At 63.6% G+C, this 21,028-nt stretch carries 20 protein-coding genes; 9 read left to right on the top strand and 11 right to left on the bottom strand.

Annotated elements, in window-relative coordinates; genetic code table 11:
* Nucleotides 1-239: 239 nt before the first annotated feature.
* From sciP to flbD, 6 genes are all read left to right on the top strand, one after another.
* Nucleotides 240-515, top strand: a complete 276-nt coding sequence (sciP, locus tag XI09_RS17565; protein WP_002714638.1) for a CtrA inhibitor SciP — start codon at nt 240-242, stop codon at nt 513-515.
* A 191-nt stretch (nt 516-706) separates the two neighbouring features.
* Entirely contained in the window at nt 707-2,320 is a 1,614-nt protein-coding gene (fliF, locus tag XI09_RS17560; protein ID WP_271567938.1) for a flagellar basal-body MS-ring/collar protein FliF, read from the top strand.
* Nucleotides 2,321-2,337: 17 nt separating this feature from the next.
* Complete coding sequence (fliG, locus tag XI09_RS17555) at nt 2,338-3,429, top strand: flagellar motor switch protein FliG (protein ID WP_271567937.1); 1,092 nt, start codon at nt 2,338-2,340, stop codon at nt 3,427-3,429.
* Nucleotides 3,429-4,049: a FliH/SctL family protein gene (locus XI09_RS17550; RefSeq protein ID WP_271567936.1), complete on the top strand. Its 621-nt coding sequence runs from the start codon at nt 3,429-3,431 to the stop codon at nt 4,047-4,049. The genes fliG and XI09_RS17550 overlap by 1 nt, the downstream gene beginning before the upstream one ends.
* A 3-nt stretch (nt 4,050-4,052) precedes the next feature.
* Nucleotides 4,053-4,403, top strand: coding sequence for a flagellar motor switch protein FliN (gene fliN, locus XI09_RS17545; RefSeq protein ID WP_271567935.1), 351 nt, complete (start codon nt 4,053-4,055; stop codon nt 4,401-4,403).
* 59 nt (nt 4,404-4,462) lie between these two features.
* The gene (gene flbD, locus XI09_RS17540) at nt 4,463-5,848 is read left to right on the top strand and encodes a sigma-54-dependent transcriptional regulator FlbD (RefSeq protein ID WP_271567934.1); all 1,386 of its coding nucleotides are present in this window, start codon (nt 4,463-4,465) and stop codon (nt 5,846-5,848) included.
* A gap of 78 nt (nt 5,849-5,926) precedes the next feature.
* Here flbD and XI09_RS17535 read toward each other — a convergent pair whose 3' ends face one another.
* Nucleotides 5,927-6,259, bottom strand: coding sequence for a GYD domain-containing protein (locus XI09_RS17535; RefSeq protein ID WP_271567933.1), 333 nt, complete (start codon nt 6,257-6,259; stop codon nt 5,927-5,929).
* 382 nt (nt 6,260-6,641) lie between these two features.
* Here XI09_RS17535 and XI09_RS17530 point away from each other — a divergent pair, with 382 nt between their 5' ends.
* Nucleotides 6,642-7,892 carry a vanadium-dependent haloperoxidase gene (locus XI09_RS17530; protein WP_271567932.1) on the top strand — a complete coding sequence of 417 codons (1,251 nt, stop codon included), beginning with the start codon at nt 6,642-6,644 and terminating at the stop codon, nt 7,890-7,892.
* Nucleotides 7,893-8,087: 195 nt separating this feature from the next.
* Nucleotides 8,088-9,236 carry a M20 family metallopeptidase gene (locus tag XI09_RS17525; RefSeq protein WP_271567931.1) on the top strand — a complete coding sequence of 383 codons (1,149 nt, stop codon included), beginning with the start codon at nt 8,088-8,090 and terminating at the stop codon, nt 9,234-9,236.
* A gap of 145 nt (nt 9,237-9,381) precedes the next feature.
* Here the strand turns inward: XI09_RS17525 and XI09_RS17520 are convergent, their stop codons facing one another.
* The 9 genes from XI09_RS17520 to XI09_RS17480 all read right to left on the bottom strand — a co-directional run bounded on the left by XI09_RS17520 (nt 9,382) and on the right by XI09_RS17480 (nt 17,476).
* Entirely contained in the window at nt 9,382-9,540 is a 159-nt protein-coding gene (locus tag XI09_RS17520) for a hypothetical protein (RefSeq protein WP_177234306.1), read from the bottom strand.
* 95 nt (nt 9,541-9,635) lie between these two features.
* Complete coding sequence (locus XI09_RS17515) at nt 9,636-10,217, bottom strand: flavin reductase family protein (protein WP_271567930.1); 582 nt, start codon at nt 10,215-10,217, stop codon at nt 9,636-9,638.
* A gap of 31 nt (nt 10,218-10,248) precedes the next feature.
* The gene (locus tag XI09_RS17510) at nt 10,249-11,085 is read right to left on the bottom strand and encodes an ATP-binding cassette domain-containing protein (RefSeq protein WP_271567929.1); all 837 of its coding nucleotides are present in this window, start codon (nt 11,083-11,085) and stop codon (nt 10,249-10,251) included.
* Between the two features lie 7 nt (nt 11,086-11,092).
* Nucleotides 11,093-11,899, bottom strand: a complete 807-nt coding sequence (ssuC, locus tag XI09_RS17505) for an aliphatic sulfonate ABC transporter permease SsuC (protein ID WP_271567928.1) — start codon at nt 11,897-11,899, stop codon at nt 11,093-11,095.
* Nucleotides 11,896-13,059, bottom strand: a complete 1,164-nt coding sequence (ssuD, locus tag XI09_RS17500) for an FMNH2-dependent alkanesulfonate monooxygenase (RefSeq protein WP_271567927.1) — start codon at nt 13,057-13,059, stop codon at nt 11,896-11,898. The genes ssuC and ssuD overlap by 4 nt, the downstream gene beginning before the upstream one ends.
* 141 nt (nt 13,060-13,200) lie before the next feature.
* Entirely contained in the window at nt 13,201-14,151 is a 951-nt protein-coding gene (locus XI09_RS17495) for a sulfonate ABC transporter substrate-binding protein (RefSeq protein ID WP_271567926.1), read from the bottom strand.
* Nucleotides 14,152-14,523: 372 nt separating this feature from the next.
* Nucleotides 14,524-15,690 (bottom strand): cytochrome P450, encoded by a 1,167-nt coding sequence (locus tag XI09_RS17490; protein WP_271567925.1) that lies wholly within the window; start codon nt 15,688-15,690, stop codon nt 14,524-14,526.
* Nucleotides 15,691-15,977: 287 nt separating this feature from the next.
* Nucleotides 15,978-16,193 (bottom strand): hypothetical protein, encoded by a 216-nt coding sequence (locus XI09_RS17485; RefSeq protein ID WP_271567924.1) that lies wholly within the window; start codon nt 16,191-16,193, stop codon nt 15,978-15,980.
* A gap of 29 nt (nt 16,194-16,222) precedes the next feature.
* A complete protein-coding gene (locus tag XI09_RS17480) occupies nt 16,223-17,476 on the bottom strand; it encodes an OpgC domain-containing protein (protein WP_271567923.1) in 1,254 nt (417 codons plus the stop codon).
* Between the two features lie 485 nt (nt 17,477-17,961).
* On the opposite strand from XI09_RS17480, the gene XI09_RS17475 reads away from it, so the two are divergent.
* Nucleotides 17,962-18,624: a response regulator transcription factor gene (locus tag XI09_RS17475; protein ID WP_271567922.1), complete on the top strand. Its 663-nt coding sequence runs from the start codon at nt 17,962-17,964 to the stop codon at nt 18,622-18,624.
* Here the strand turns inward: XI09_RS17475 and XI09_RS17470 are convergent.
* Entirely contained in the window at nt 18,619-20,871 is a 2,253-nt protein-coding gene (locus tag XI09_RS17470; RefSeq protein ID WP_271567921.1) for an MASE1 domain-containing protein, read from the bottom strand. The two genes, XI09_RS17475 and XI09_RS17470, sit on opposite strands and share 6 nt — an antisense overlap.
* Between the last annotated feature and the right edge of the window lie 157 nt (nt 20,872-21,028).

Genomic DNA, 21,028 nt, shown 5'->3' with positions numbered 1-21,028 from the left:
GTTCGCCGGGACGACTACAAAGGCCTTGCAGCATCGCCGCGCAGGCCTCGTTTTGTTAGTAAAGTATTTACGAAGACCCGCTTGGCCGGCCCGAACCATGGTGTTCAGCCCGCCAAGCCGGCCGCGTTCCCGCAAGTTTCAACGAGAATTGTATTGAACCCTTAGGCTTAGCGGATTTTTAAGCCGCGGCGCGTAGGGTTATGGCGTGAGTTCAGTGGTTGAGAGTTTGTGAGTACGCCATGACAGAACCCCATCGCCCGAGGGTAAAATACGTCATCGGGCCGGACGGCAGTCCGCTGACGATCGCAGATCTGCCAGCACCCGGCACCAAACGCTGGGTCATCCGCCGCAAGGCTGAAGTCGTCGCCGCCGTCCGCGGCGGACTTCTGTCCCTCGAGGAGGCCTGCAGCCGTTATACGCTGACGGTCGACGAATTCCTCTCCTGGCAGTTTTCCATCGACCAGCACGGTCTGGCGGGTCTTCGCACCACCCGCATCCAGCAATATCGCCAGTAAGCGATCCGGAAATCTGCGGCTTTTGACGAAAATCGGCCTCGCCCTGCGGGGCCGATTTTTTTCATGTTCCTTGTTGGCGCTACTTTTGTCCCAGCTCTTAACCTTCGTTAACCATATCGAAACCATCACCTAGGCAATAATTGCCCAGTCGACCGCTCTGGAATGCGGGTCGAAGCTGTCGGGGCGGTTGCTTGCAAGGTCTTGCGGACTTTTTAAAAGGTATCGGCGCCGCCCGGTTCGGGGCGATGATCGCGGTCACCGCCGCGCTCATCGGCTTCTTTGCGTTCGTCATCATGCGGGTCACCACGCCGCAGATGACGACGCTGTTCACCGACCTCTCGGTTGAAGATTCTTCCAGCATTATCAAGGACCTGGAACGCCAGGGCATCCAGTTCGAACTGCGCAATGAGGGCACCATCATCATGGTGCCCAAGGACAAGGTGACGCGGCTGCGGATGAAGCTCGCCGAGGGCGGCCTGCCCAAGGGCGGCGGCGTCGGCTACGAGGTGTTCGACAAGTCGGACGCGCTCGGCACCACCTCTTTCGTCCAGAACATCAATCATCTGCGCGCGCTGGAAGGCGAGCTCGCCCGCACCATCCGCGCCATCGACCGCATCCAGGCCGCCCGCGTCCATTTGGTGCTGCCGGAGCGCCCGCTGTTCTCGCGCGAGGCGCCGGAGCCGTCGGCCTCGATCGTGGTGCGGGTCCGCGGCGCGCTGGAGGCGCAGCAGATCAGGGCCATCCGCCATCTCGTCGCCTCCGCCGTCAACGGACTGAAGCCGCAGCGGGTCTCGATCGTCGACGAGGCCGGCCAGCTGCTCGCCGACGGCGCCGCGACCGATCCGGAGCAGGCGCTCGGCGACGAGCGCCGCACCACCTTCGAGAAGCGGATGCGCAAGCAGGTCGAGGACATCGTCTCCTCGGTGGTCGGCTCGGGCCGCGCCCGCGTCCAGCTCTCCGCCGATTTCGACTTCAACAAGATCACCCAGACCTCGGACAAGTTCGACCCCGAGGGCCGCGTGCTGCGCTCGAGCCAGACCCGCGAAGAAAGCAGCATGACCGCCGACAACAACGGCCAGGTCACCGTCAACAACGAGCTGCCGGGCAACCAGCAGAACAGCGGCGTCGCGGCCAAGGACCAGAGCAAGAAGACCGAGGAGACCAACAATTACGAGATCTCCCGCACCACCAAGACCGAGGTGACCGAGGCCGGCCGGGTCAACCGCATTTCGGTCGCGGTGCTGGTCGACGGCATCTACAGCAAGAACGAGAAAGGCGAGCTGGCCTATCAGGACCGCACCAAGGAGCAGCTCGACCGCATCGCGACCCTGGTGCGCTCGGCGATCGGCTTCGACCAGAAGCGCGGCGACCAGGTCGAGGTCGTCAATCTGCGCTTTGCCGACGCCCCCTCCACCGCCCCGATCGCCGAGCCCTCGGGCTTCCTCGGCATGCTCCAGTTCACCAAGGACGACGTCATGTACTTCGTCGAGCTCGGCGTGATGATGCTGCTCGGCCTGGTCGTGCTGTTCATGGTGATCCGCCCGCTGGTCAAGCGCATCCTGGCCTCCGAAGAGGTTGCCGCCGCCATCTCCGGCGCCCTCGCCGGCCCGGCCGCCTCGGAAGAGGCCGCGCCAGCCGCCGGCCAGGCGCTGCTGCCCAGCGGCGCCGCCAGCGCGATCGACGTCGCCACCATCCAGGGCCAGGTCCACGCCCAGTCCGTTCATCGCGTCGGCGAGCTCGCCGAACGCAACCCCAACGAAACCGTCGCCATCATCCGTCAATGGCTGACCGAACCCGCGAAATGATCGAGAAGTGAACTGACATGGCCGCCAGCCTGCAAAACGCCAACTCCAACGACATCACCAGCGTGATCTCGACGCTCGGCGCCCGCCAGGGCAGCCGTGCGGGCGCCAAGACCGAGGCGGTGGCGGGCCCCAAGCGCGCCGCGATCCTGATGCTGGCGTTGGGCGAGCAGTACGGCGGCAAGATCTGGTCGATGCTCGACGACGACGAGGTGCGCCAGCTCTCGCTGGAAATGTCGACGCTCGGCACCGTCGAGGTCGACACGGTCGAGGACATGCTGCTCGAGTTCGTCTCGCGCATGTCGGCCTCGGGCGCGCTGATGGGCAATTTCGACGCCACCGAGCGGCTGCTCCAGCAATACCTGCCGCCGGAGCGCGTCAACGGCATCATGGACGAGATCCGCGGCCCCGCGGGGCGCAACATGTGGGAGAAGCTTTCCAACGTGCAGGAAGAGGTTCTCGCCAACTATCTCAAGAACGAATATCCGCAGACCATCGCGGTGGTGCTGTCGAAGCTGAAGCCGGAGCACGCCGCGCGCGTGCTCGGTATCTTCCCCGAGGATCTCGCCCTCGACGTCGTCAACCGCATGCTGAAGATGGAAGCGGTACAGAAGGAGGTGATCGAGAGCGTGGAGAAGACGCTGCGCACCGAATTCATGTCCAACCTGTCGCAGACCCGCCGCCGCGATGCCCACGAGGTGATGGCCGAAATCTTCAACAATTTCGACCGCCAGACCGAAACCCGCTTCATCACCTCGCTGGAAGAGGACAACCGGGAATCGGCCGAGCGCATCAAGGCGCTGATGTTCACCTTCGACGACCTCGTGAAGCTGGATTCCGGCTCGGCCCAGACCCTGATGCGCAACGTCGACAAGGACAAGCTCGGCGTCGCGCTCAAGAGCGCCAACGAGGATGTCCGCAACTTCTTCTTCGGCAACATGTCCTCGCGCGCGGCCAAGATGCTCCAGGACGACATGGCGGCGATGGGCCCGGTCCGTCTGCGCGACGTCGACGAGGCGCAGGCGCTGCTGGTGAACCTCGCCAAGGACCTCGCCGCCAAGGGCGAGATCATGCTGACCAAGAACCGCGCCGACGACGAACTGGTGTATTGATGGCCGCTCCGGCAAAATTCCTGTTCGACACCGACTTCGCCGCGCCGGACCGGACGCGCGAGAAGGCCGCGTCCGCGGCCGAAATCGCCCAGAAGGTCGCGGAAGCGGAGGCGCGCGCCTATCAGGACGGCTTTGCTGCCGGCCAGCGCGAGGCCAAGGCCGAGAGCGACCGCCGCATCGCGCTCGCCATGGAAGAGATCAACATCGCGATCCGGGGCGTCGCCTCGGGCATGGGCAGCATCGAGACCAAGATGGAGACCGAGGCGGTCGAGGTCGCGGTCGCGGTGGCGCGCAAGCTGTGCGCCGATCTGGTCGCCGCCGAGCCGCTCGGCGAGATCGTAGCGCTGGTCAAGGACTGCTTCTCGCATCTGGTCGCGACGCCGCATCTCGTCGTCCGCATCAACAACGAGCTCTACGACAGTGCCCGCGAGAAGATCGAGCGGCTTGCCAAGCAGAGCGGCTTCGAGGGCCGGCTGGTGATCCTGGCCGAGCCGGAAATTGCGACCGGCGACTGCCGGATCGAATGGGCCGATGGCGGCGTCGTGCTGGAGCGCGGCGCCATCGCGGCCAAGATCGACGAAATGGTCGGACGCTATATCGCGTCCCGCAGGGGGAGCTAAGCCATGAGCGACACCGACGGACAGGTCCCGCTGCCCGATCTCAACGGCCCGTTGCCGCCAACCGGCACCGACGTCGGCTACAGCGAGGACGAATATGCGGCGCGCGCCGCCGCCGACCTCGAGGCCGTGTTCGACGTGCCGGTGCAGGTCTCGGCCGTGCTCGGCCGCTCCAAGATGGACGTCGGCGAGCTCCTGAAGCTCGGGCCCGGCACCGTGCTGGAGCTCGACCGGCGCGTCGGCGAGGCCATCGACATCTACGTCAACAACAAGCTGGTCGCCCGCGGCGAGGTCGTCCTGGTCGAGGACAAGCTCGGCGTGACCATGACCGAAATCATCAAGACCGAACGCACCTGATTATTTGCCATTGCAGGGAATGACGCGCGGCAGCGCGACCAGACGGACAGGAGACTGACATGCGGCTTCTCATCGTTGGCACATTGAAGGGCCAGCTCACCACCGCCACCAAGATCGCGATGGAGAACGGCGCCACCGTGACCCATGCCGAGGATCACGAGCAGGCGATGCGCGTGCTGCGCGGCGGCAAGGGCGCCGATCTCCTGCTGGTCGACGTCGCCCTCGACATCCGCGACCTCGTGATGCGGCTGGAGGCCGAGCACATCCACGCCCCGATCGTCGCCTGCGGCATCACCAACGACGCCCGCGCCGCGGTCGCCGCGATCCACGCCGGCGCCAAGGAATACATCCCGCTGCCGCCGGATCCGGAGCTGATCGCCGCGGTGCTGGCCGCGGTCGCCAACGATTCCCGCGAGCTGGTCTATCGCGACGAGGCCATGGCGAAGGTGATCAAGCTCGCGCAGCAGATCGCAGGTTCGGACGCCTCGGTGATGATCACCGGCGAATCCGGAACGGGTAAGGAAGTGCTGGCCCGCTACGTCCACACGCGCTCGTCGCGCGCCAAGCGCCCGTTCATTTCCATCAACTGCGCCGCGATCCCCGAGCATCTCTTGGAGTCCGAGCTGTTCGGCCACGAGAAGGGCGCCTTCACCGGCGCAATCGCCCGCCGCATCGGCAAGTTCGAGGAAGCGACCGGCGGCACGCTGCTGCTCGACGAAATCTCGGAGATGGACGTCCGCCTGCAATCGAAGCTGCTGCGTGCCATCCAGGAGCGCGTGATCGACCGCGTCGGCGGCACCAAGCCGGTGCCGGTGGACATCCGCATCATCGCGACCTCGAACCGCAATCTGGCCGAGGCCGTGCGCGAAGGCACGTTCCGCGAGGACCTGCTGTTCCGCCTCAACGTCGTCAACCTGAAGATCCCGCCGCTGCGCGAGCGTCCCCTCGACATCCTCGAGCTCGCCCAGCACTTCGTGAAGAAGTACGCCGAAGCCAACGGCGTGCCGGTGCGCCCGATCTCGGCGGAAGCGCGCCGCGTGCTCTCCAGCAACCGCTGGCAGGGCAACGTCCGCGAGCTCGAAAACACCATGCACCGCTCCGTGCTGATGGCGCAGGGCGACGAGATCGGACCCGACGCGATCCTCACCCCGGACGGCGACCGCCTCGACCTCGCCAAGACCGTACCGGCCGTGGCGCATGCCACGATGGCCGCCGAGCAGGTGACGCGCGCGCTCGTCGGCCGCACGGTGGCGGACGTCGAACGCGACCTGATCCTGGAGACGCTGAAGCACTGCCTCGGCAACCGCACCCACGCCGCCAACATCCTGGGGATCTCGATCCGCACGCTGCGCAACAAGCTCAACGAATACGCCGACGGCGGCATCCCGATCACCCCGGCGGGAACGCCGGGCGAATATCCGCGCATGCCGATGGTGGGGGCGTGAGGCTTCTGCGAAGACTGAGAGGATGCGAATGCCCGGGCTTGGCCCGGGCATTTTTTTTAGCAAGTCGCCCGCGCGGGTCTACTTGCCCGGCGGAACGTAGGTGCTCACGAGTTTGGAAGCCTTCTCCGCGATGCTCTTGAACTCGCTCATCTTCCAAGCGCGTACGGTTTCGATCTTGGAGACGGCGCCAGCCGCAGCGGCCACCATTCCAATCGCAATGGCATCGGAGCCGTCAGGAAACTCCGTGACGAGCACCGCATCGTGCTGACCAGTGGTCATGAAAGCTCCCTGGAGCTTCCCACCGGCCTTCTCGACCAGCGCGCCGATGGCCGATGTGCGATCGACCGGCTTGTCGACCATTCCCTTGATACCGGCATTTGAGTATGAGACGTACGAGATGAACAACGGCATGTTTCTCTCCGTCAAGGTTACACCGGTGACAATGTCGTCCTAGAAAAGACGCTCTGAAACGAGAGCAAGGCACAGCCTGCCGACGGCATGCGAGCTGCCTTGAAAATTGAGCCACGGACTTCGGCACGTCCAACTGGCAGCCTGTGGCGACTATAGCCGACTCCACAATGCAGCGCGAACGGTAAGGCAAGCCTACCCATTCGGAACGCCACTGTTGTGCCGGCCAGGAAAAATCTGCTTCTCAGTCGAGCCGCGCGCGGCGCGTGAAGCAGTTCACAATCAAAACACATCAAGATCGCTAGAGTCCGCGGGCAGCGCGACGCGACGTCGGCCAGAGCCGCATCGGCCGCGCGAAACGTCCTTCAAATCGAAAGGGCACGCCATGAAATGCTCCTCGTGGACCATCTCCCGCCTTTCGCTGATTGTCACGCTGATTGCAGTCTCGGCGCCGCTTGCGCGCGCCGACGTGATCATGGACTGGAATGCAAAGGCCGATGCGATCGCCGCAGAGAAACAAATTCCTCCGGCGCCGCACAGCCGCGCCTTGTCCATGATGCATGTTGCAATGTTCGAGGCGGTCAACGCGATCGACCACCGCTACGCGCCATACAAGATCTCGTTGTCCGCGGACCGCTCGACCTCGCGGGAAGCCGCAGCGGCAGTTGCGGTTCACGACGTGCTGCTGTCGATCTATCCGGACCTCAAGCCGGACCTGGACGCGACGCTGACGAACGCGCTGGCACCGATTGCCGAGGGCGAGTCCAAGATCGCCGGCATCGCCCTCGGAAAAGAGGCTGCGGCGCAGATCATGGAGCTTCGTGCGAAGGACGGCAGCAACGCCGTGGAAACGTACCGGCCCCTGACCACACCGGGTGCCTATGTTCCAACCGTCGTCCCGCTTTTCTCGACCACGGGTGCGACAACGCCGTGGGTCATGACGTCCGGGTCACAGTTCCGCCCCGGACCACCGCCAGCGCTCGATTCAGAGGTTTGGACCCGGGACGTCAACGAGATCCGCGAGGTCGGCAGCCGAGGCAGTTCGACCCGGACGCCCGAGCAAACGACGATCGGACGATTCTGGTTCTTCGTCGGTGCCCGCACCTACAACCCGATCGTGAGGCAGGCCGCAACAGCCAAGGGAATGGATCTCGTCGACTGTGCCCGGCTGTTCGCGCTGACGTCAATTGCGGGCAACGACGCCCTCGTCGCCGTGTTCGACGCCAAGTACCACTACAATCTCTGGCGGCCGATCACCGCCATACGCAACGCCGACCTGACGTCGAATGCGGCAACGCCTCGTGATGCATCCTGGCTGCCGCTGGGGGAAACGCCGATGCATCCGGAATATCCCTGCGCCCACTGCATCACGTCGGCAGCGATTTCGACCGTGCTCCAGACTGTCGTTGGAGACTTCGGCGAGTTCTCGCTGACCAGTCCCACTGCACCAGGCGTCACGCGAAAGTGGTCGCGGCTCCAGGACTATAGCGACGAAGTCTCCAACGCCCGCATCTGGGCCGGCTTTCACTACCGGTTCTCGACCGAAGTCGGCAAGGACATGGGCCGAAAGATCGGTGCGTTGACCGTCGCGACGCAACTTCGCGGTGTGGAGGCGATGGCGCAGCCAAGCCGCTAAGCCGGCTGCCTTCTTGAAGCGCCGTGGCCCGCATGAGCGTAGCGACATGCGGGGTGCTCTCGGCGTGACCGCTCCCGGATATCGCTTGGCTCATCCGGGCTACGGGGCCGAGCACATGGCCGCACCGCATCCGGCGACTAGGTCGCGCCTGCGCAAGGCCCTATAACCCCGCGTGAGAACCACACGAGGGTAAACATGTCTGAAGCTCAAATCACGGATTGGCTGGCGTCGCAACGGCAGGCGATGATCGATCTCTTGCGCGATGTCGTGAACATCGATTCCGGGTCCTATGACAAGGAGGGCGTCGATGCGGTCGGTGCGCGGTTCGAGCGGCACTTTGCCGAGCACGGCATCCCGTTCCGGCGCGAGAATGACGCCACCTTCGGCGATGCAATTCATGCCGAGGTGGCAAAGCCCGGCAGCAACGAGAAGCCCGTGCTTTTGATGGGGCATCGCGACACCGTGTTCGGCAAGGGCGAGGCCGGGCGACGTCCGTTCACGATCCGCGACAACCGCGCCTATGGGCCCGGCGTTGCCGACATGAAATCCGGCCTCGTCATGAACGTGTTCGTGGCGACCGCCTTCCACAAGTTCGGCGGCAGCCCGCATCCGATCAAGGTGCTGATCACCTCGGACGAGGAGATCGGCTCGCCCTCGTCACGTCCCGTGATCGAGCGCGAGGGGCGCGCCGCGCGCGCGGTGTTCAATTCCGAGCCGGGCCGCCCCACAGGCAACGTCGTCACCGGCCGCAAGGGCGGCATCTTCATGCATGTCGCCATCACCGGCAAAGCCGCGCATTCCGGCGCCAATTTCGCCGCCGGCGTCAGCGCGATCGGAGAGCTCGCGCACAAGATCGTCCAGATCCACGCGTTGACCAATCTCGACAAGGGCATCACGCTCAATGTCGGCCTCGTCTCCGGCGGCCAGTCCGTCAATACGACGGCGCCCTATGCCGAAGGCCAGATCGATCTGCGCTATGTCGATCCCGCAGACCGGGCCACCGTGATGGCCGCGATCGAGACAATCGTCGCGACCTCCTACGTGCCGAGCACGAGCGCAACGCTGACGATCAAGGGCGAGTTCGTGCCGGTGGTGCAGAGCGAGGCCTCGAAGACGCTGTTCGAGGGTTATCAAGCGGCCGCAAGGCAGGTCGGCCTCACCACGCTCCAGGGCGAGTTCTCCGGTGGCTGCGCCGATTCCGGTTTCACCGCCGCGGTCGGCACGCCGACCATCTGCGGCCTCGGTCCGGTCGGCGGGCTCGCGCACACGCCGGAGGAATATCTTGAGATCGACAGCATCGTGCCGCGCGCCCAGGCGCTGGCGTTGGCGATCTTGCGGGGCTAGTCGCCACGCACTCCGTCGTCATGCCCGGGCTTGACCCGGGCATCCACGTCTCTCCTCAATCGCGGCAGCACGTGGATGGCCGGGTCAGGCCCGGCCATGACGAGCGGAGAGATCGGTGCGCCACATGGCTGCGCACGCATTCACCTCACGAATAACTCGGCGCATCCGGCTTGCGGAAAATGTGGATGGGGTCGCCGGGAATGATCGGCTGGCCGCTGAACATCGCATAGGCGTAGAGCGCGAGATAGGCGATCGCCAGCGCGCCGACGGCGTAGAAGGCCCAGGTCGCAACGCGCTTCATCATTCCGCTCCTTTGCCGCCCCGGCGGGAGGCTCAGGCAGCGCTTCTAGAGCGATGCGAGCGAAAAGGCCAGCCTTCCGCGCCGTCTGCCGGCGGCGATCAAATGCCGCGCCGGCCGCGCGCGGGAAGGCTGACCTCGGCGAGCCTTGCGGCGTCTTCGTCCTGGTCGACCGCCACGTACTGGCCGTGCCAATAGGCAAGCGCCGCAGTCCGCGTCGAACTCTTGACGTCCCTGACACGGCCGATGACGATGCCGTGCGAGTGTCGCTCGACGATCTCCTCGACCTCGCAATCGAAGGCCGACAATGCGCCGACCAGCAGCGGGACTCCCGAGACCGCCGTCACCCACCGGGCACCGGTGAAACGGTCTGCGCCCTTGAGCCCGCCCTTGCCGGCAAAGCGTTCGGCGACGTCGAGCTGGTCGGCGTTGAGGATGTTCACGCCGAAGGCGCCGTGACGCCGGATCAGCGGGAAGGACGAGGCGTCGCGATTGATGCTGACCAGCAGCGTCGGCGGTTCGACCGACAGCGAGGTGACCGAGGTCACCGTCATGCCGGTGATGTCCTTGCCCCGCCCGGCGGTGATGACGCTGACGCCGCCGGTGAGGTGGCGCATGGCGCCGCGGAAATCGGCGGGCGAGACGGGGATTTCAGTCATGAGATCGCGAGGCACTACATTCATGGCGTGGTCCCCGAAGCGGGGTTCCCTCTATTTAGGTACGATCGTCCGCCGACAAAAGGTGGCTCAGGATCGAGCCTTCGAGACCCGCAAGCTCGGCCGAGCCGCGCTCCCGCGGCCGGGCTGCGTTAACCACGACGTCATGGGCAATCCTGCCCTCCTCGATCACCAGCACCCGGTCCGCCAGCGCGACCGCCTCGGAAACGTCGTGGGTCACCAGGATCGCGGTAAAGCCCTGGTCGCGCCAGACCCGCTCCAGAAGCCGCTGCATCGAGATGCGGGTCAGCGCGTCCAGCGCGCCGAGTGGCTCGTCGAAGGCCAGCACGCGCGGACGGGAGACCAGCGCGCGGCCGAGCGCGACGCGCTGCTTCTGGCCGCCCGACAGCACCGAGGGCCACTGGTCGCGCTTGTCGGCAAGGCCGACCTCGGTCAGTGCCTTCTCGGCGCGCGCATGCGCATCGGCAGATGAACGATCGCGGCCGAGACCGACCTCGACATTGGCGAGAACGCGCGCCCAGGGCAGCAGCCGCGGCTCCTGGAACATCACGCGGATATCCTCGGGCTGGACGTCACTGCCAAAGCTGATGCTGCCGGCATCGATCCTGTCCAGGCCGGCGATCAGGCGCAGCAGCGTGCTCTTGCCGCAACCGCTCTTGCCGACGATGGCGACGAACTGGCCCGCGGGGATGTGCAGGTCGATGCCGCGCAGCACCTCGTTGTCGCCGAAGGATTTGCGCAGGCCACGTATGCTGAGCGGCAGGCCGCTGGCGTGCACCGCCCGCTCCTCGCGCACCACACGGGCGTGAGGCGCGAAATTGGCGCGGCTGGCGAGCTCGGTTTCGGGAAGGGAGGTCCGAAGGGCTGTCTGCATGTCACTCTCAACGTTTCTGGAAGGCGGGGTGCCAGGAGAGCGTCGCCCGCTCCAGCACGCGGGAGGCGCTGTCGGCGAGCTTGCCGAGCAGAGCGTAGATCAGGATCGAGAGCACGACGACGTCGATCAGCATGAACTCGCGCGCCTGCATCGCCATGTAGCCAAGGCCCGAGGACGCCGCGATCGTCTCGGCGACGATCAGGGTCAGCCACATGATGCCGAGCGCAAAGCGGATGCCGACGAAGATCGAGGGCAGCGCGCCCGGGAAGATCACCCGGCGGAACAGCTCGCCGTCGCTCATGCCGTAGATGCGGCCCATCTCGATCAGCTGGGGATCGACGGTGCGGATGCCGTGCAGCGTGTTGAGGTAGATCGGAAAGAACACCCCGAGCGCCACCAGGAACAGCTTTGCGCTCTCGTCGATGCCGAACCACAGGATGACCAGCGGGATCAGCGCCAGATGCGGCACGTTGCGCACCATCTGGAGCGTGGTGTCGGTGAGCTTTGCCGAGAGCTGCGACAGGCCGTTGGCAAGCCCGAAGGCGAAGCCGATGCTGCCACCGATCAGGAACCCGATCGAGGCGCGCCAGAACGAGACCCAGATGTTGCGAACGAGCTCGCCGGAGAGCAGCAGCTTCCAGCCTGCGAGCACGACGTCGCTCGGCGCCGGCAGCACGCGCGTCGGCACGAAGCCGGTGACGCTCGCGACCTGCCAGATCGCGACGATGGCGAGTGGTACGATCCACTGGATCAGCCCGTCCGCGCGCGGCAGGCGGAAGCCGCGCGGACGTGAAATGCTGTCGATCAGGCTCATGACTGCGACACCCGATGCTGCGGGCGGAAGTCGCTGCCGACCGTCTCGCCGAAAGGGCCACCGTTGAAGTGCAGCTTCGTCACGTTAGAAGGCTGCTCGAGCGAGAGCAGCGGGAAGACCAGCTCGGCGAAGCGATAGGCCTCCTCCAGATGCGGGTAGCCCGACATGATGAAGGTATCGATGCCGATGTCCTGATACTCCCTGATGCGGGCCGCGACGGTCTGGGCGTCGCCGACCAGCGCCGTACCGGCGCCGCCGCGCACGAGGCCGACGCCGGCCCACAGGTTCGGAGCGATCTCGAGCTTGTCGCGCTTGCCGCCGTGGAGTTGCGCCATGCGCTGCTGGCCGACGGAATCCATGCGGGCAAAATTCTTCTGCGCCAGCGCGATGGTGTCGTCGCTGACATGCTTGATCAGTTCGCCCGCGGCGCTCCAGGCCTCGTCATTGGTCTCGCGGACGATCACATGAAGGCGGATGCCGAAGGAGAGCTTGCGACCGCGCGCGCCGGCGACGTCCCTCACCTTCGCGATCTTCTCGGCAACCAGGGCCGGCGGCTCGCCCCAGGTGAGGTATTTGTCGACGGTGTCGACCGCGACGTCGATGCCGGCATCCGACGAGCCGCCGAAATACAGCGGCGGACGCGGCGACTGCACCGGCGGAAACAAGAGCTTGCCGCCTTCGACATGGATATGCTTGCCCTCGACATTGACGGTCTTGCCGGCGAGCAGGTCGCTATAGACGTTGAGGAACTCGCGGGTGACCTCGTACCGCTCGTCATGGCCAAGGAAAATGCCGTCGCCCTTGTTCTCGACGGGATCGCCGCCGGTGACGACGTTGACGAGAAGTCGGCCATTGGTGATGCGGTCGAGCGTCGCCGTCATGCGCGCCGCGACGCTCGGCGATTGCAGGCCGGGACGGACAGCCACGAGATAGCGCAGCCGCTCGGTGAACGGCGCCACGCTCGAGGCCACGATCCAGGAATCTTCACAGGATCGCCCCGTCGGCAGCAGCACGCCGAAATAGCCGAGCTGGTCGGCGGCCTGCGCGATCTGGCGCAGATAGTTGAAATTGACCTCGCGGCCGCCGATGCCGGTGCCGAGATAGCGGCCGTCGCCGTGGGTCGGGAGGAACCAGAGGATGTTGCTTTTGGATTGGCTCATGGATGGGCTCCGATGGCTAGCCGTAGGTCGTGCCAACGGCGGCCGCGACGATACCGACCGACATGACGATGGCTGCGATCACGCGTTGAACGATGCGTCTCATGTCTAGACCTTTTGAAACGGGGAGATTGGTCGGCACGATCAGGCTGCCGGGTTGCGCCAGACGATGTCGCGGATGACGATCGGCTTCGGGATCAGGCCGAGCTTGTGGAAGCGATCGGCGACGCCCTGCTGGGTCGTGACGATGTCGTCGGTGACGGGACCGACCACGAAGGACGAGCGGTTCGCCGCGATGGTCTGGATCTCCAAGGGAATGCCGGTGACCGCGGCCAGCGACTTGGCGACCTCGTCGCGGTGCTGCTCGGCCCATTTGGCGGTCGCGGTCGTGACGTCGACGATCTGCTGCAGGATGGCGCCGTGGTTCTTCGCGAAGTCGCGGTTGGCGATGTAGAAGGAATTGGTCTTGGTGACCTCGCGCGCGTTGATCAGGATGCGGCCGTTCTGCTTGGTCTCGCCGATGGCAAAGTACGGATCCCAGATCGCCCAGGCCTCGATGCTGCCGTTGGCGAAGGCGGGGCCGGCATCCGGCGGCGTCAGGTAGACCGGGGTGATGTCGGCATAGGTGAGGCCCGCCTTCTCCAGCGTCTGCACCACGATGTTGTGGGCGCTGGAGCCCTTGGTGAATCCGACGCGCTTGCCCTTCAATTCGGTGATCGTGCGGATCGGCGAATCCTTCGGCACCAGAATGCCCTGGCCGTTGGTGATGGGCTGGCCTGCGGCATAGACGATCGCGGCGCCCGCGGCCTGCGCGAACACCGGCGGGGAATCGCCGACCGCGCCGTAATCGACGCTGCCGACATTCATCGCCTCCATCATCGGCGGGCCCGAGGAGAACTCGACCCATTTCACCTCGATGCCTTGCGGGGCAAAATGTTTTTCCAGGGCGGCCTGCTGGCGCGTGATGACCAGCACGCCGTTCTTCTGGTAGCCGATACGAATTTCCTTCACCGCGCCTTGCGCGACGGCGCGCGAGGCGAACGCAGCCGCGGCTGCGGTTCCAACGGACAGTTTCAGAAAGTCCCGACGCTGCATTCCAAACTCCCGGCCGCCTGCGGCCGTCATCATTCACGTGTCGTGAATGATGGTGCGGAGCGGCGGAGGTGTCGAGACGCGCGGAAAAATAGCGATGCGAGCACTGCGCGCGTGGCGGAGCGCATGATTAATCTTTCAAGGCGCCGTGCGAATGAAGATGGAATTTTTCTGCACGCAGATGTGAAGGCCGCGCACGTTCGGCCTCAAGACTCGCGGCCGGAACCAAAAACCGCGAAAACAACCCCATGCACAGTAGCCGTGGCGTGCGAAAACAATTACTTACGCATTATCCGAAGTTCGTTTGACTCGTCGGGCAAGACAGGTGCAAGATGGCATCATGGCGGCGTTCGGGATGGTCCCCCCCAAGGCGGACTAATGCTGCCATCTCACCGGCAAATTCTGCAGCCCGCGGAACGCCCAGCCGCCGATCCGCACCGGCTCGTCACCGGCGATCTCGATCCGGCCGGCGCGCGCGAACACCGTCGGCAGCGCGACGTCGGCGATCATGGCGCGCGAGGCCCAGGCACCGGCGCAGAAATGCGGGCCGGCGCCGAACGCGACGCTCTTGCTGGTGTCGCGCCGCACGTCGAACTGATCGGCGCGCTCGAAATGTTTCTCGTCGCGGTTGGCGGAGCCGAACATCAGGAACACGCGTTCATCGGTTTCGAACGCGACGTCGCGGATCGACCATGGCTTTGCGATGCGCCGCGGCGACATACCGATCGGCGAGATCCAGCGGGCATATTCCTCGAAAGCCTGGAGCCAGGAGACTTCGCCACGCCGGACGAGATCGAGCTGCTCGGGATGGGTGAGCAGAGCCCACACCGTGCCGGCGATCGCCTTGCGCGGCTCGTTCTGGCCGCCGGAGATCGCAAGTTTCACATTTGCGCGCACGCTCTCCATCGGCATGCCGGAGGCGAGCAGGACGCCGAGAATGCTCTGGTCGGGATGCTTGTGCATCACCGGCAGGATATCGTCGATCGCGGCATCGATGCCTGATGTCGCGGCATGGCAGCGCGCCTCGACGGCGGGATCACCGGCATAGTTGGCGATGCCCTCGATCATGCCCTGCGACCAGGCGTCCATGTCCTGGAAGCCGATATTGGTGAGGCCGGTGATCGACTTCAGGCACTCGCCGGAGAACGGCAGCGCGAAGTCGCGCATGAAGTCGATCCGCCCCGGCTCGATCGCGTCGAGGATGCGGTCGGCATGGGCCTGGAACTGCGCGGTCCAATGCGCCTTCACCGTCTTCGGCGACACCGTCGGGAACATCGCGCGGCGCTCGACCTGGTGCGCCTCGCCGTCCTTGCGCATCATGTTGTGGCCCATCAGCCGGTTCATGAGGCCGGCGGGCTGGTGCGAGGAAAACACGTCGATCTGCTTCTCGGAGATCGAGATGTCGTCGCGGCTCGTCAGCATCGTCGAGCCGAGCTGCGGCACGAAGGCGATCGGCGCCTCCTTGCGCATGGTCGCGAGCATCGGATAGGGGTCGGCCCAGAACGCGGCCGGGTCGACGTCAATGCGCGGCGCGGTGCTCAAGCTTCGCTCTCCTGCTGTGTCCCGCCAAGCTAGCGCGTTCAGGAGCTGCCGTCTGTCCCTAGCGACAGGGACAGGGAGTGCGCGCGCGCACGGTAGCGGGTCCGCATGGCCCACGACTGCGGACATCGACAAACGCATAAACAACGTTCGTTAAGGGCCATGAAGCGACAGAGGCGACATTCCAACCGAGCGCCAGACCGAGCAGCTGTTGGAGTTGGCCGAGCGTATCGGCAGCCCGACTCAAATTAGTAACGGAGCCCTCGCAGAGGGTGTCCTCTGATTTCAGCTTACATTCGCAGCATGGCGCCCGGCTTTTGGTAGGTCAGCTTGCGCATACCAGTGGAAACGGTCTCGTGTGCACCCACCGGGGTGCAGGTCGTGAATACGAGCGCAAACCGGCTGCACTGCCAGTCCGCGCCGAGCGCGGCGCTGGTGGGTGATGTCAGGTTGACCGACAGAAATGCCGCTACGCAGGCAAACATCACGGACGCCGCGATCAGCATCGCTCTCTTGTGGGTCCTTGGCTGAGAAATCATGGCCTTGGCTCCTGTACGATGGCCGGAAGATTAAGGGGCAGGCTCCACAGTCCTTGTGCGTCCTTGTGATCTAATCCAAACATGGTTGGCTGCTCGACGGCTTTTGCGTGCGGCTGCTGCCTGGGTTTGATCTTGATCAAATTCAGCAGCGTCGCCACCACGATCATCACCAGGACGCCACCAACACTGAGCGCGATCTGCACCGTCAGCCCCTCCGAGATGTCGAGCAGCGCCAGGTGGCTGACCAGCGTCAGCAGAACGCCAAGGCAGTAGATTGGCAGCGAATTCTGCCCACAGAGAATGGCGCCACGCATCACCGGCGTCGTCAGCCCCCGCCAATCGCGAGGCACGAGCCATGCGGCCAAAACTGCAAGGGCCAGAAAATGCAGCAGTCGCAATGGAGCGAGATTCGATTTGTCCATCGGGTAAGACAGCGTCAGGAGTGCCTGCGGGACCAACGCTTCCAGCGGTTTGACGCTCCAGCTCAATGCGATGATGAGGCTGATCAGCAGATAGAGAATCGCAGGAACAAGCACAGTGCGGGAGGTCACCCACGGTCGAAATCTCTTGCCCTCGATGATCCACCACGCGCCAAGCACAAGCGGCAGCTGCCAGGCCAGCGGATTAAAGAACCAGTGGCCATTCGGCCATGCCGGGATGGTCCAGCCGAAGACGTGCACCAGTGCGTAAAGCAGCAGCGACGCGCCCAGCGTTGCGTTCGGCGCTCGCAGCAGCAGCCACAGCAGCGGCGCGAACAAAAGGTGATAAAGCACGAAGAGCGGCAAGATGTCGGTATTCACTGGGCGGTATTGCAGGATCGCCGCATGCGCGAGCGTCACGCCCGGCTGATCCAACAGAATGCGCGTATTGCTCTTGTCGGCAAGAGGGCCGCCGCCCGCGAGGTGAACCACGATGGCGCAGGCGAGGGTGAGCAGTAGAAATGCGACATAAATATCCCAGCTTCGCCACAGCGTCCGGCCGATCGCGCCAGCCCAGCCCCCGCTCTGCCGTGCCTTGCCGTAGGACAGCGCACAGGTCAAACCCGAAAGAAACATGAATACTTCCGCGGCATCGCTGAAGCCGTAGTTGCGTGGCGTCAGCCAGCTCCCGATGTTGTCGGGGACATGGTCAAGAAAGATCCACCAGAGCGCGATGCCGCGGCAGGCATCAATGCGCAGATCGCGGCCGTAGCCGTTCAGCTCCGGCAGCGCGCCTGCGAATGGCTTCGGGGTGGCAGTTCGATCAAGCATCTGGTTCCCCGTCCGGCGTCCGAGCACGTTTCAAGAGGGACCGAAACTGACGAAAAACATCAGCCGCGCCGGACCCGGCCGCGAATTACGGCGACGCCTGGTAGAACCTCCTGGCGCGGGAGGCTGTCGGTTGACGATTATCGCTCAACGGCACAGCGCGTAAATCAGCCGGAGGTCCTCACGGAGGGGTTCCTAGGTCCTATGATCAAGGTACCTGCAGATATCCGCAGTCTGAATCCCGCGACTCCTGTGGTCCGCACTCGCTTTCTTTGGCGTCCCGTGAGCTGATTGCAATTACAGCATACAACGGCATTCAACTTCTATCTTGAGTGCCTAAACCGTGGGCCGCTGGTTGGGCCAGCGATGAAGAATGGACGGTTTCGGGCCCAGTCTTCCCGCCAGCCTCTTCCTCGCCAAAGACCCAAAGGCGGGTGTATGATTTCTCAAATTGGATCTCCGTGCCATAGGATGACGGAGAGCTTTTCATGAAAGTCCTTATTGTTGACGATCATGCATTGATACGCGAGGCGTTGTGCGCAGTCCTGAGACAGCTGAAGCGAGAAGCCGTCATATTCGAAGCTTCGAGCAGCCGTCAGGCAGTGGACATAGTCGACGAACATCCCGACATCAGCCTCATCTTGCTTGATATCAATTTGCCCGACAGAGATGGCTTCTCTGTCCTCCGCGAACTGCGAGACGGCTATCCGACCATTGCTATCATCATTCTTTCGTCCTCGAATGATCAAGACACAGTCAAGCGCGCTTTCAAACTTGGCGCACTGGGTTTCATCCCTAAAACGACCGAACGAGAGGTCATGCTCAACGCCATTGAGTTGGTGTTCTCTGGCGGCATTTACATTCCCTCTGAAATTCTGGAGGAAACACCGTCTCCGCGGCTTACAAACAAACCGACGACGCCCGACTTTCTCAGGGGTCTCGGATTGACCGATCGGCAGATCGAAGTGCTTGCGCTTCTGATGAAGGGAAAAAGCAACAAGATCATTGCCAAGACGCTCAACATGGCAGTGCCGACAGTGAAAAATCACATCACGGTCGTTCTCAAGGCGCTCAGCGTAACGAGCCGCACCGAGGCAGTCATAAAAGTAGGAAAAATGGGCTGGGACTCGCCGCCGAAATCCGAGTCATGAAGCCGCCCGGGTATCCCTCCCATCGTCATGATCCATCAAGAGCTCGTGCATGACAGCGCGGAGCCGCATCGGATCGACAGGCTTGTGCAGCAAAATGTATCCTCTATCCTTGACCTCACGTGCTGGTTCAGGTGCCGTATCGCCGCTGATGAGAATAGCTGGAATGGATGAACCGAACGCCGCATTGATTTTTTCAATGGCTCGGATCCCGGTCTTTCCATTCGCAAGATGATAATCCGAGATGATGAGATCGGGGCGTTGGCGCTCCGCAAGTCGGATAAGTGCCGCTTCGTCGGATCCGGTGGTAAGGACGGTGTATCCCCATCTGCCAAGCAATCCGCCCGTTCCCTCCTGGACAATTGGAGCATCGGCAATAACAAGAACGACCTTGCCTTCGACTGCAAAGGCCGCGGGGTGGGGAGAGTCGACGGGCTCGGCGGACGTGTCGCATTCATCGACCATCGGAACCAGGATCGCGAATCGCGAACCTCGGCCCACGGTCGAAGCCAAGTCGATTGGATGGTTGAGAAGCAGGCGAAGCCTGTCGACAATAGCCAAGCCGAGCCCCATGCTGCCGTACCGGTTCCGGTCGCGGGCGGCCAGTTGAAAGAACTCGCCAAAGATATTCTGCTTCTGATCCTCGGGAATGCCGGGACCACTGTCCCATACTTCGATGCGCAACATTTGACCGCGCCGGCGACAGCCGACAATGATCCCACCCCGCAATGTATAGCGCACAGCGTTGGATACCAAATTAAGCAGTATGCGTTCGAGCAGCATGGCGTCGCTCCGCACCCAGGCGTCACTTCGCCTGACGCGTAGACGCAAGCCCGTTTCTCGCGTTGCCTGATCAAACGTCGTCTCAATTTTTTGCAACAGGCGCGCGATCGGGAATTCAGTAATTGTGGGTATAAGGATTCCGGCATCCAGCTTGGACATATCCAGCAGCGAATTGAGCATTTCATCCATTTCCTTGCGCGTTGCATCGACCAGTTCGATCGTCCTTGTCCGTTCCGCCGATCTGAGCGGCATGCGCAGCTGGGCAATGAACAAGCCCAGTGCATGCAATGGCTGCCGCAAATCGTGGCTTGCCATGGCAAGGAAGCGCGATTTTGCTGCATTGGCGAGCTCAAGCTCCTGCGTACGCTCTGCGACCTTCCGTTCGAGTTCGACCTGCGCGCGGCGCAGACGTTTCTCCCCCCTCTTGCGGACCTCGACGTCGGCGCTCAGTAACAAGCTCGGAACCGTGATGCTGATCAGGAACATCAACACCAGCAGGAATGAAACGTTGAGGTCCGCGGTCGTGAAGGGGCCGCCGCCCGTGAGCGTCCCCCAAACCGTGATGCCGGCAAGCACCAGCGCAACCGTTGCGGTGTCACGTGGACCGCGGCGCAGCGCCGCCCACAACATTGGCAGGATCGCGAGAAAACCCAGTGGATCTCTGCTCGGCGTTTGCTCGATCAGGGGACTGAAAGCAATGAGTCCAACAGCCGCCGCTGTTGCGAGGACGCCGACCGTCTCCAAAGAATCATCGCGGTCGAAAGCATGGTCGTGGCTTGATGCCCAAAGCACGATAACGGGGGCAATGACCAGCGCGCCGGTCACATCTCCCAGCCACCATGTGACCCAGGCGTTCGCGAAATTGGTCCGATCGATGTACCCGGCGGTCGCCAGGCTGGTCAGTCCAATGCTGGCGCTGATCGGCGTCGCGATCACGATGCAGATCAGCGCAAACTTCGCGACCGAATTTGGTCTCGAAAACGTATGACGTCCACGCGACCATCGATTGACCAGATAAGCGCCAACAACGGCCTCAAGCGTGTTGCCGGTCGCAATCGCAATTGCGGTGGCAACGGAGCCGGCGGTGGTCGCATTGGCGATCACCGCTGCAATGAAAATTGCGGGCCAGGTCCGATATCCCCACAACAGCACCGCCGCCAGCGCGAGACCCGTCGGTGGCCAAATTGGTGTTGCACTGGGATGAAAAGAGGCGAGAGCGAGGCCGCCTTTTGCCAGGACGAAATAGATCACTCCAATCGCGACCAGGCCGCCGGCATATCTGGTGCCTTGGCGGAAATTTATCTCCGGCGTTAGCGATCGTGGATCGGACATCGTCGTCGCCTGGACCAGGCAGTTGGATTGTCCATCATGACTGACCTTTTGATCTCCCTGATAAAGATCGAAGATCGCTACTTTCCCGCTCACCAAGCGGTTGATCGAGACCCCTGCGCCCGATCGGTGCGACAATGCAGAACTCGGCGAGATGCGCTCAGATCGGATTGATCACTGCAGTCTGCCGACGGACGAAGAGATGGCGCGTGTTTGGTTCACGAGGGCAAACTCTCTGCCGATGCCGATCGGCATCGGCTTATCGCAAATCGGGGTCGTTGAGGAAACTACCCAT

Origin of the sequence: Bradyrhizobium sp. CCBAU 11386, assembly GCF_028128955.1 — a bacterium.
In the GTDB taxonomy this organism is placed as follows: domain Bacteria; phylum Pseudomonadota; class Alphaproteobacteria; order Rhizobiales; family Xanthobacteraceae; genus Bradyrhizobium.
The sequence above is the reverse complement of the archived record's forward strand: the minus strand, read 5'-3'. Positions and strand labels throughout refer to the sequence as shown.

Bases quoted from the DNA above. Each gene is read 5' to 3' on its own strand.
- sciP (WP_002714638.1), top strand. From the start codon at position 240: ATGACAGAACCCCATCGCCCGAGGGTAAAATACGTCATCGGGCCGGAC.
- fliG (WP_271567937.1), top strand. From the start codon at position 2,338: ATGGCCGCCAGCCTGCAAAACGCCAACTCCAACGACATCACCAGCGTG.
- XI09_RS17550 (WP_271567936.1), top strand. From the start codon at position 3,429: ATGGCCGCTCCGGCAAAATTCCTGTTCGACACCGACTTCGCCGCGCCG.
- fliN (WP_271567935.1), top strand. From the start codon at position 4,053: ATGAGCGACACCGACGGACAGGTCCCGCTGCCCGATCTCAACGGCCCG.
- flbD (WP_271567934.1), top strand. From the start codon at position 4,463: ATGCGGCTTCTCATCGTTGGCACATTGAAGGGCCAGCTCACCACCGCC.
- XI09_RS17535 (WP_271567933.1), bottom strand. From the start codon at position 6,259: ATGCCGTTGTTCATCTCGTACGTCTCATACTCAAATGCCGGTATCAAG.
- XI09_RS17530 (WP_271567932.1), top strand. From the start codon at position 6,642: ATGAAATGCTCCTCGTGGACCATCTCCCGCCTTTCGCTGATTGTCACG.
- XI09_RS17525 (WP_271567931.1), top strand. From the start codon at position 8,088: ATGTCTGAAGCTCAAATCACGGATTGGCTGGCGTCGCAACGGCAGGCG.
- XI09_RS17520 (WP_177234306.1), bottom strand. From the start codon at position 9,540: ATGATGAAGCGCGTTGCGACCTGGGCCTTCTACGCCGTCGGCGCGCTG.
- XI09_RS17515 (WP_271567930.1), bottom strand. From the start codon at position 10,217: ATGAATGTAGTGCCTCGCGATCTCATGACTGAAATCCCCGTCTCGCCC.
- XI09_RS17510 (WP_271567929.1), bottom strand. From the start codon at position 11,085: ATGCAGACAGCCCTTCGGACCTCCCTTCCCGAAACCGAGCTCGCCAGC.
- ssuC (WP_271567928.1), bottom strand. From the start codon at position 11,899: ATGAGCCTGATCGACAGCATTTCACGTCCGCGCGGCTTCCGCCTGCCG.
- ssuD (WP_271567927.1), bottom strand. From the start codon at position 13,059: ATGAGCCAATCCAAAAGCAACATCCTCTGGTTCCTCCCGACCCACGGC.
- XI09_RS17495 (WP_271567926.1), bottom strand. From the start codon at position 14,151: ATGCAGCGTCGGGACTTTCTGAAACTGTCCGTTGGAACCGCAGCCGCG.
- XI09_RS17485 (WP_271567924.1), bottom strand. From the start codon at position 16,193: ATGCTGATCGCGGCGTCCGTGATGTTTGCCTGCGTAGCGGCATTTCTG.
- XI09_RS17480 (WP_271567923.1), bottom strand. From the start codon at position 17,476: ATGCTTGATCGAACTGCCACCCCGAAGCCATTCGCAGGCGCGCTGCCG.
- XI09_RS17475 (WP_271567922.1), top strand. From the start codon at position 17,962: ATGAAAGTCCTTATTGTTGACGATCATGCATTGATACGCGAGGCGTTG.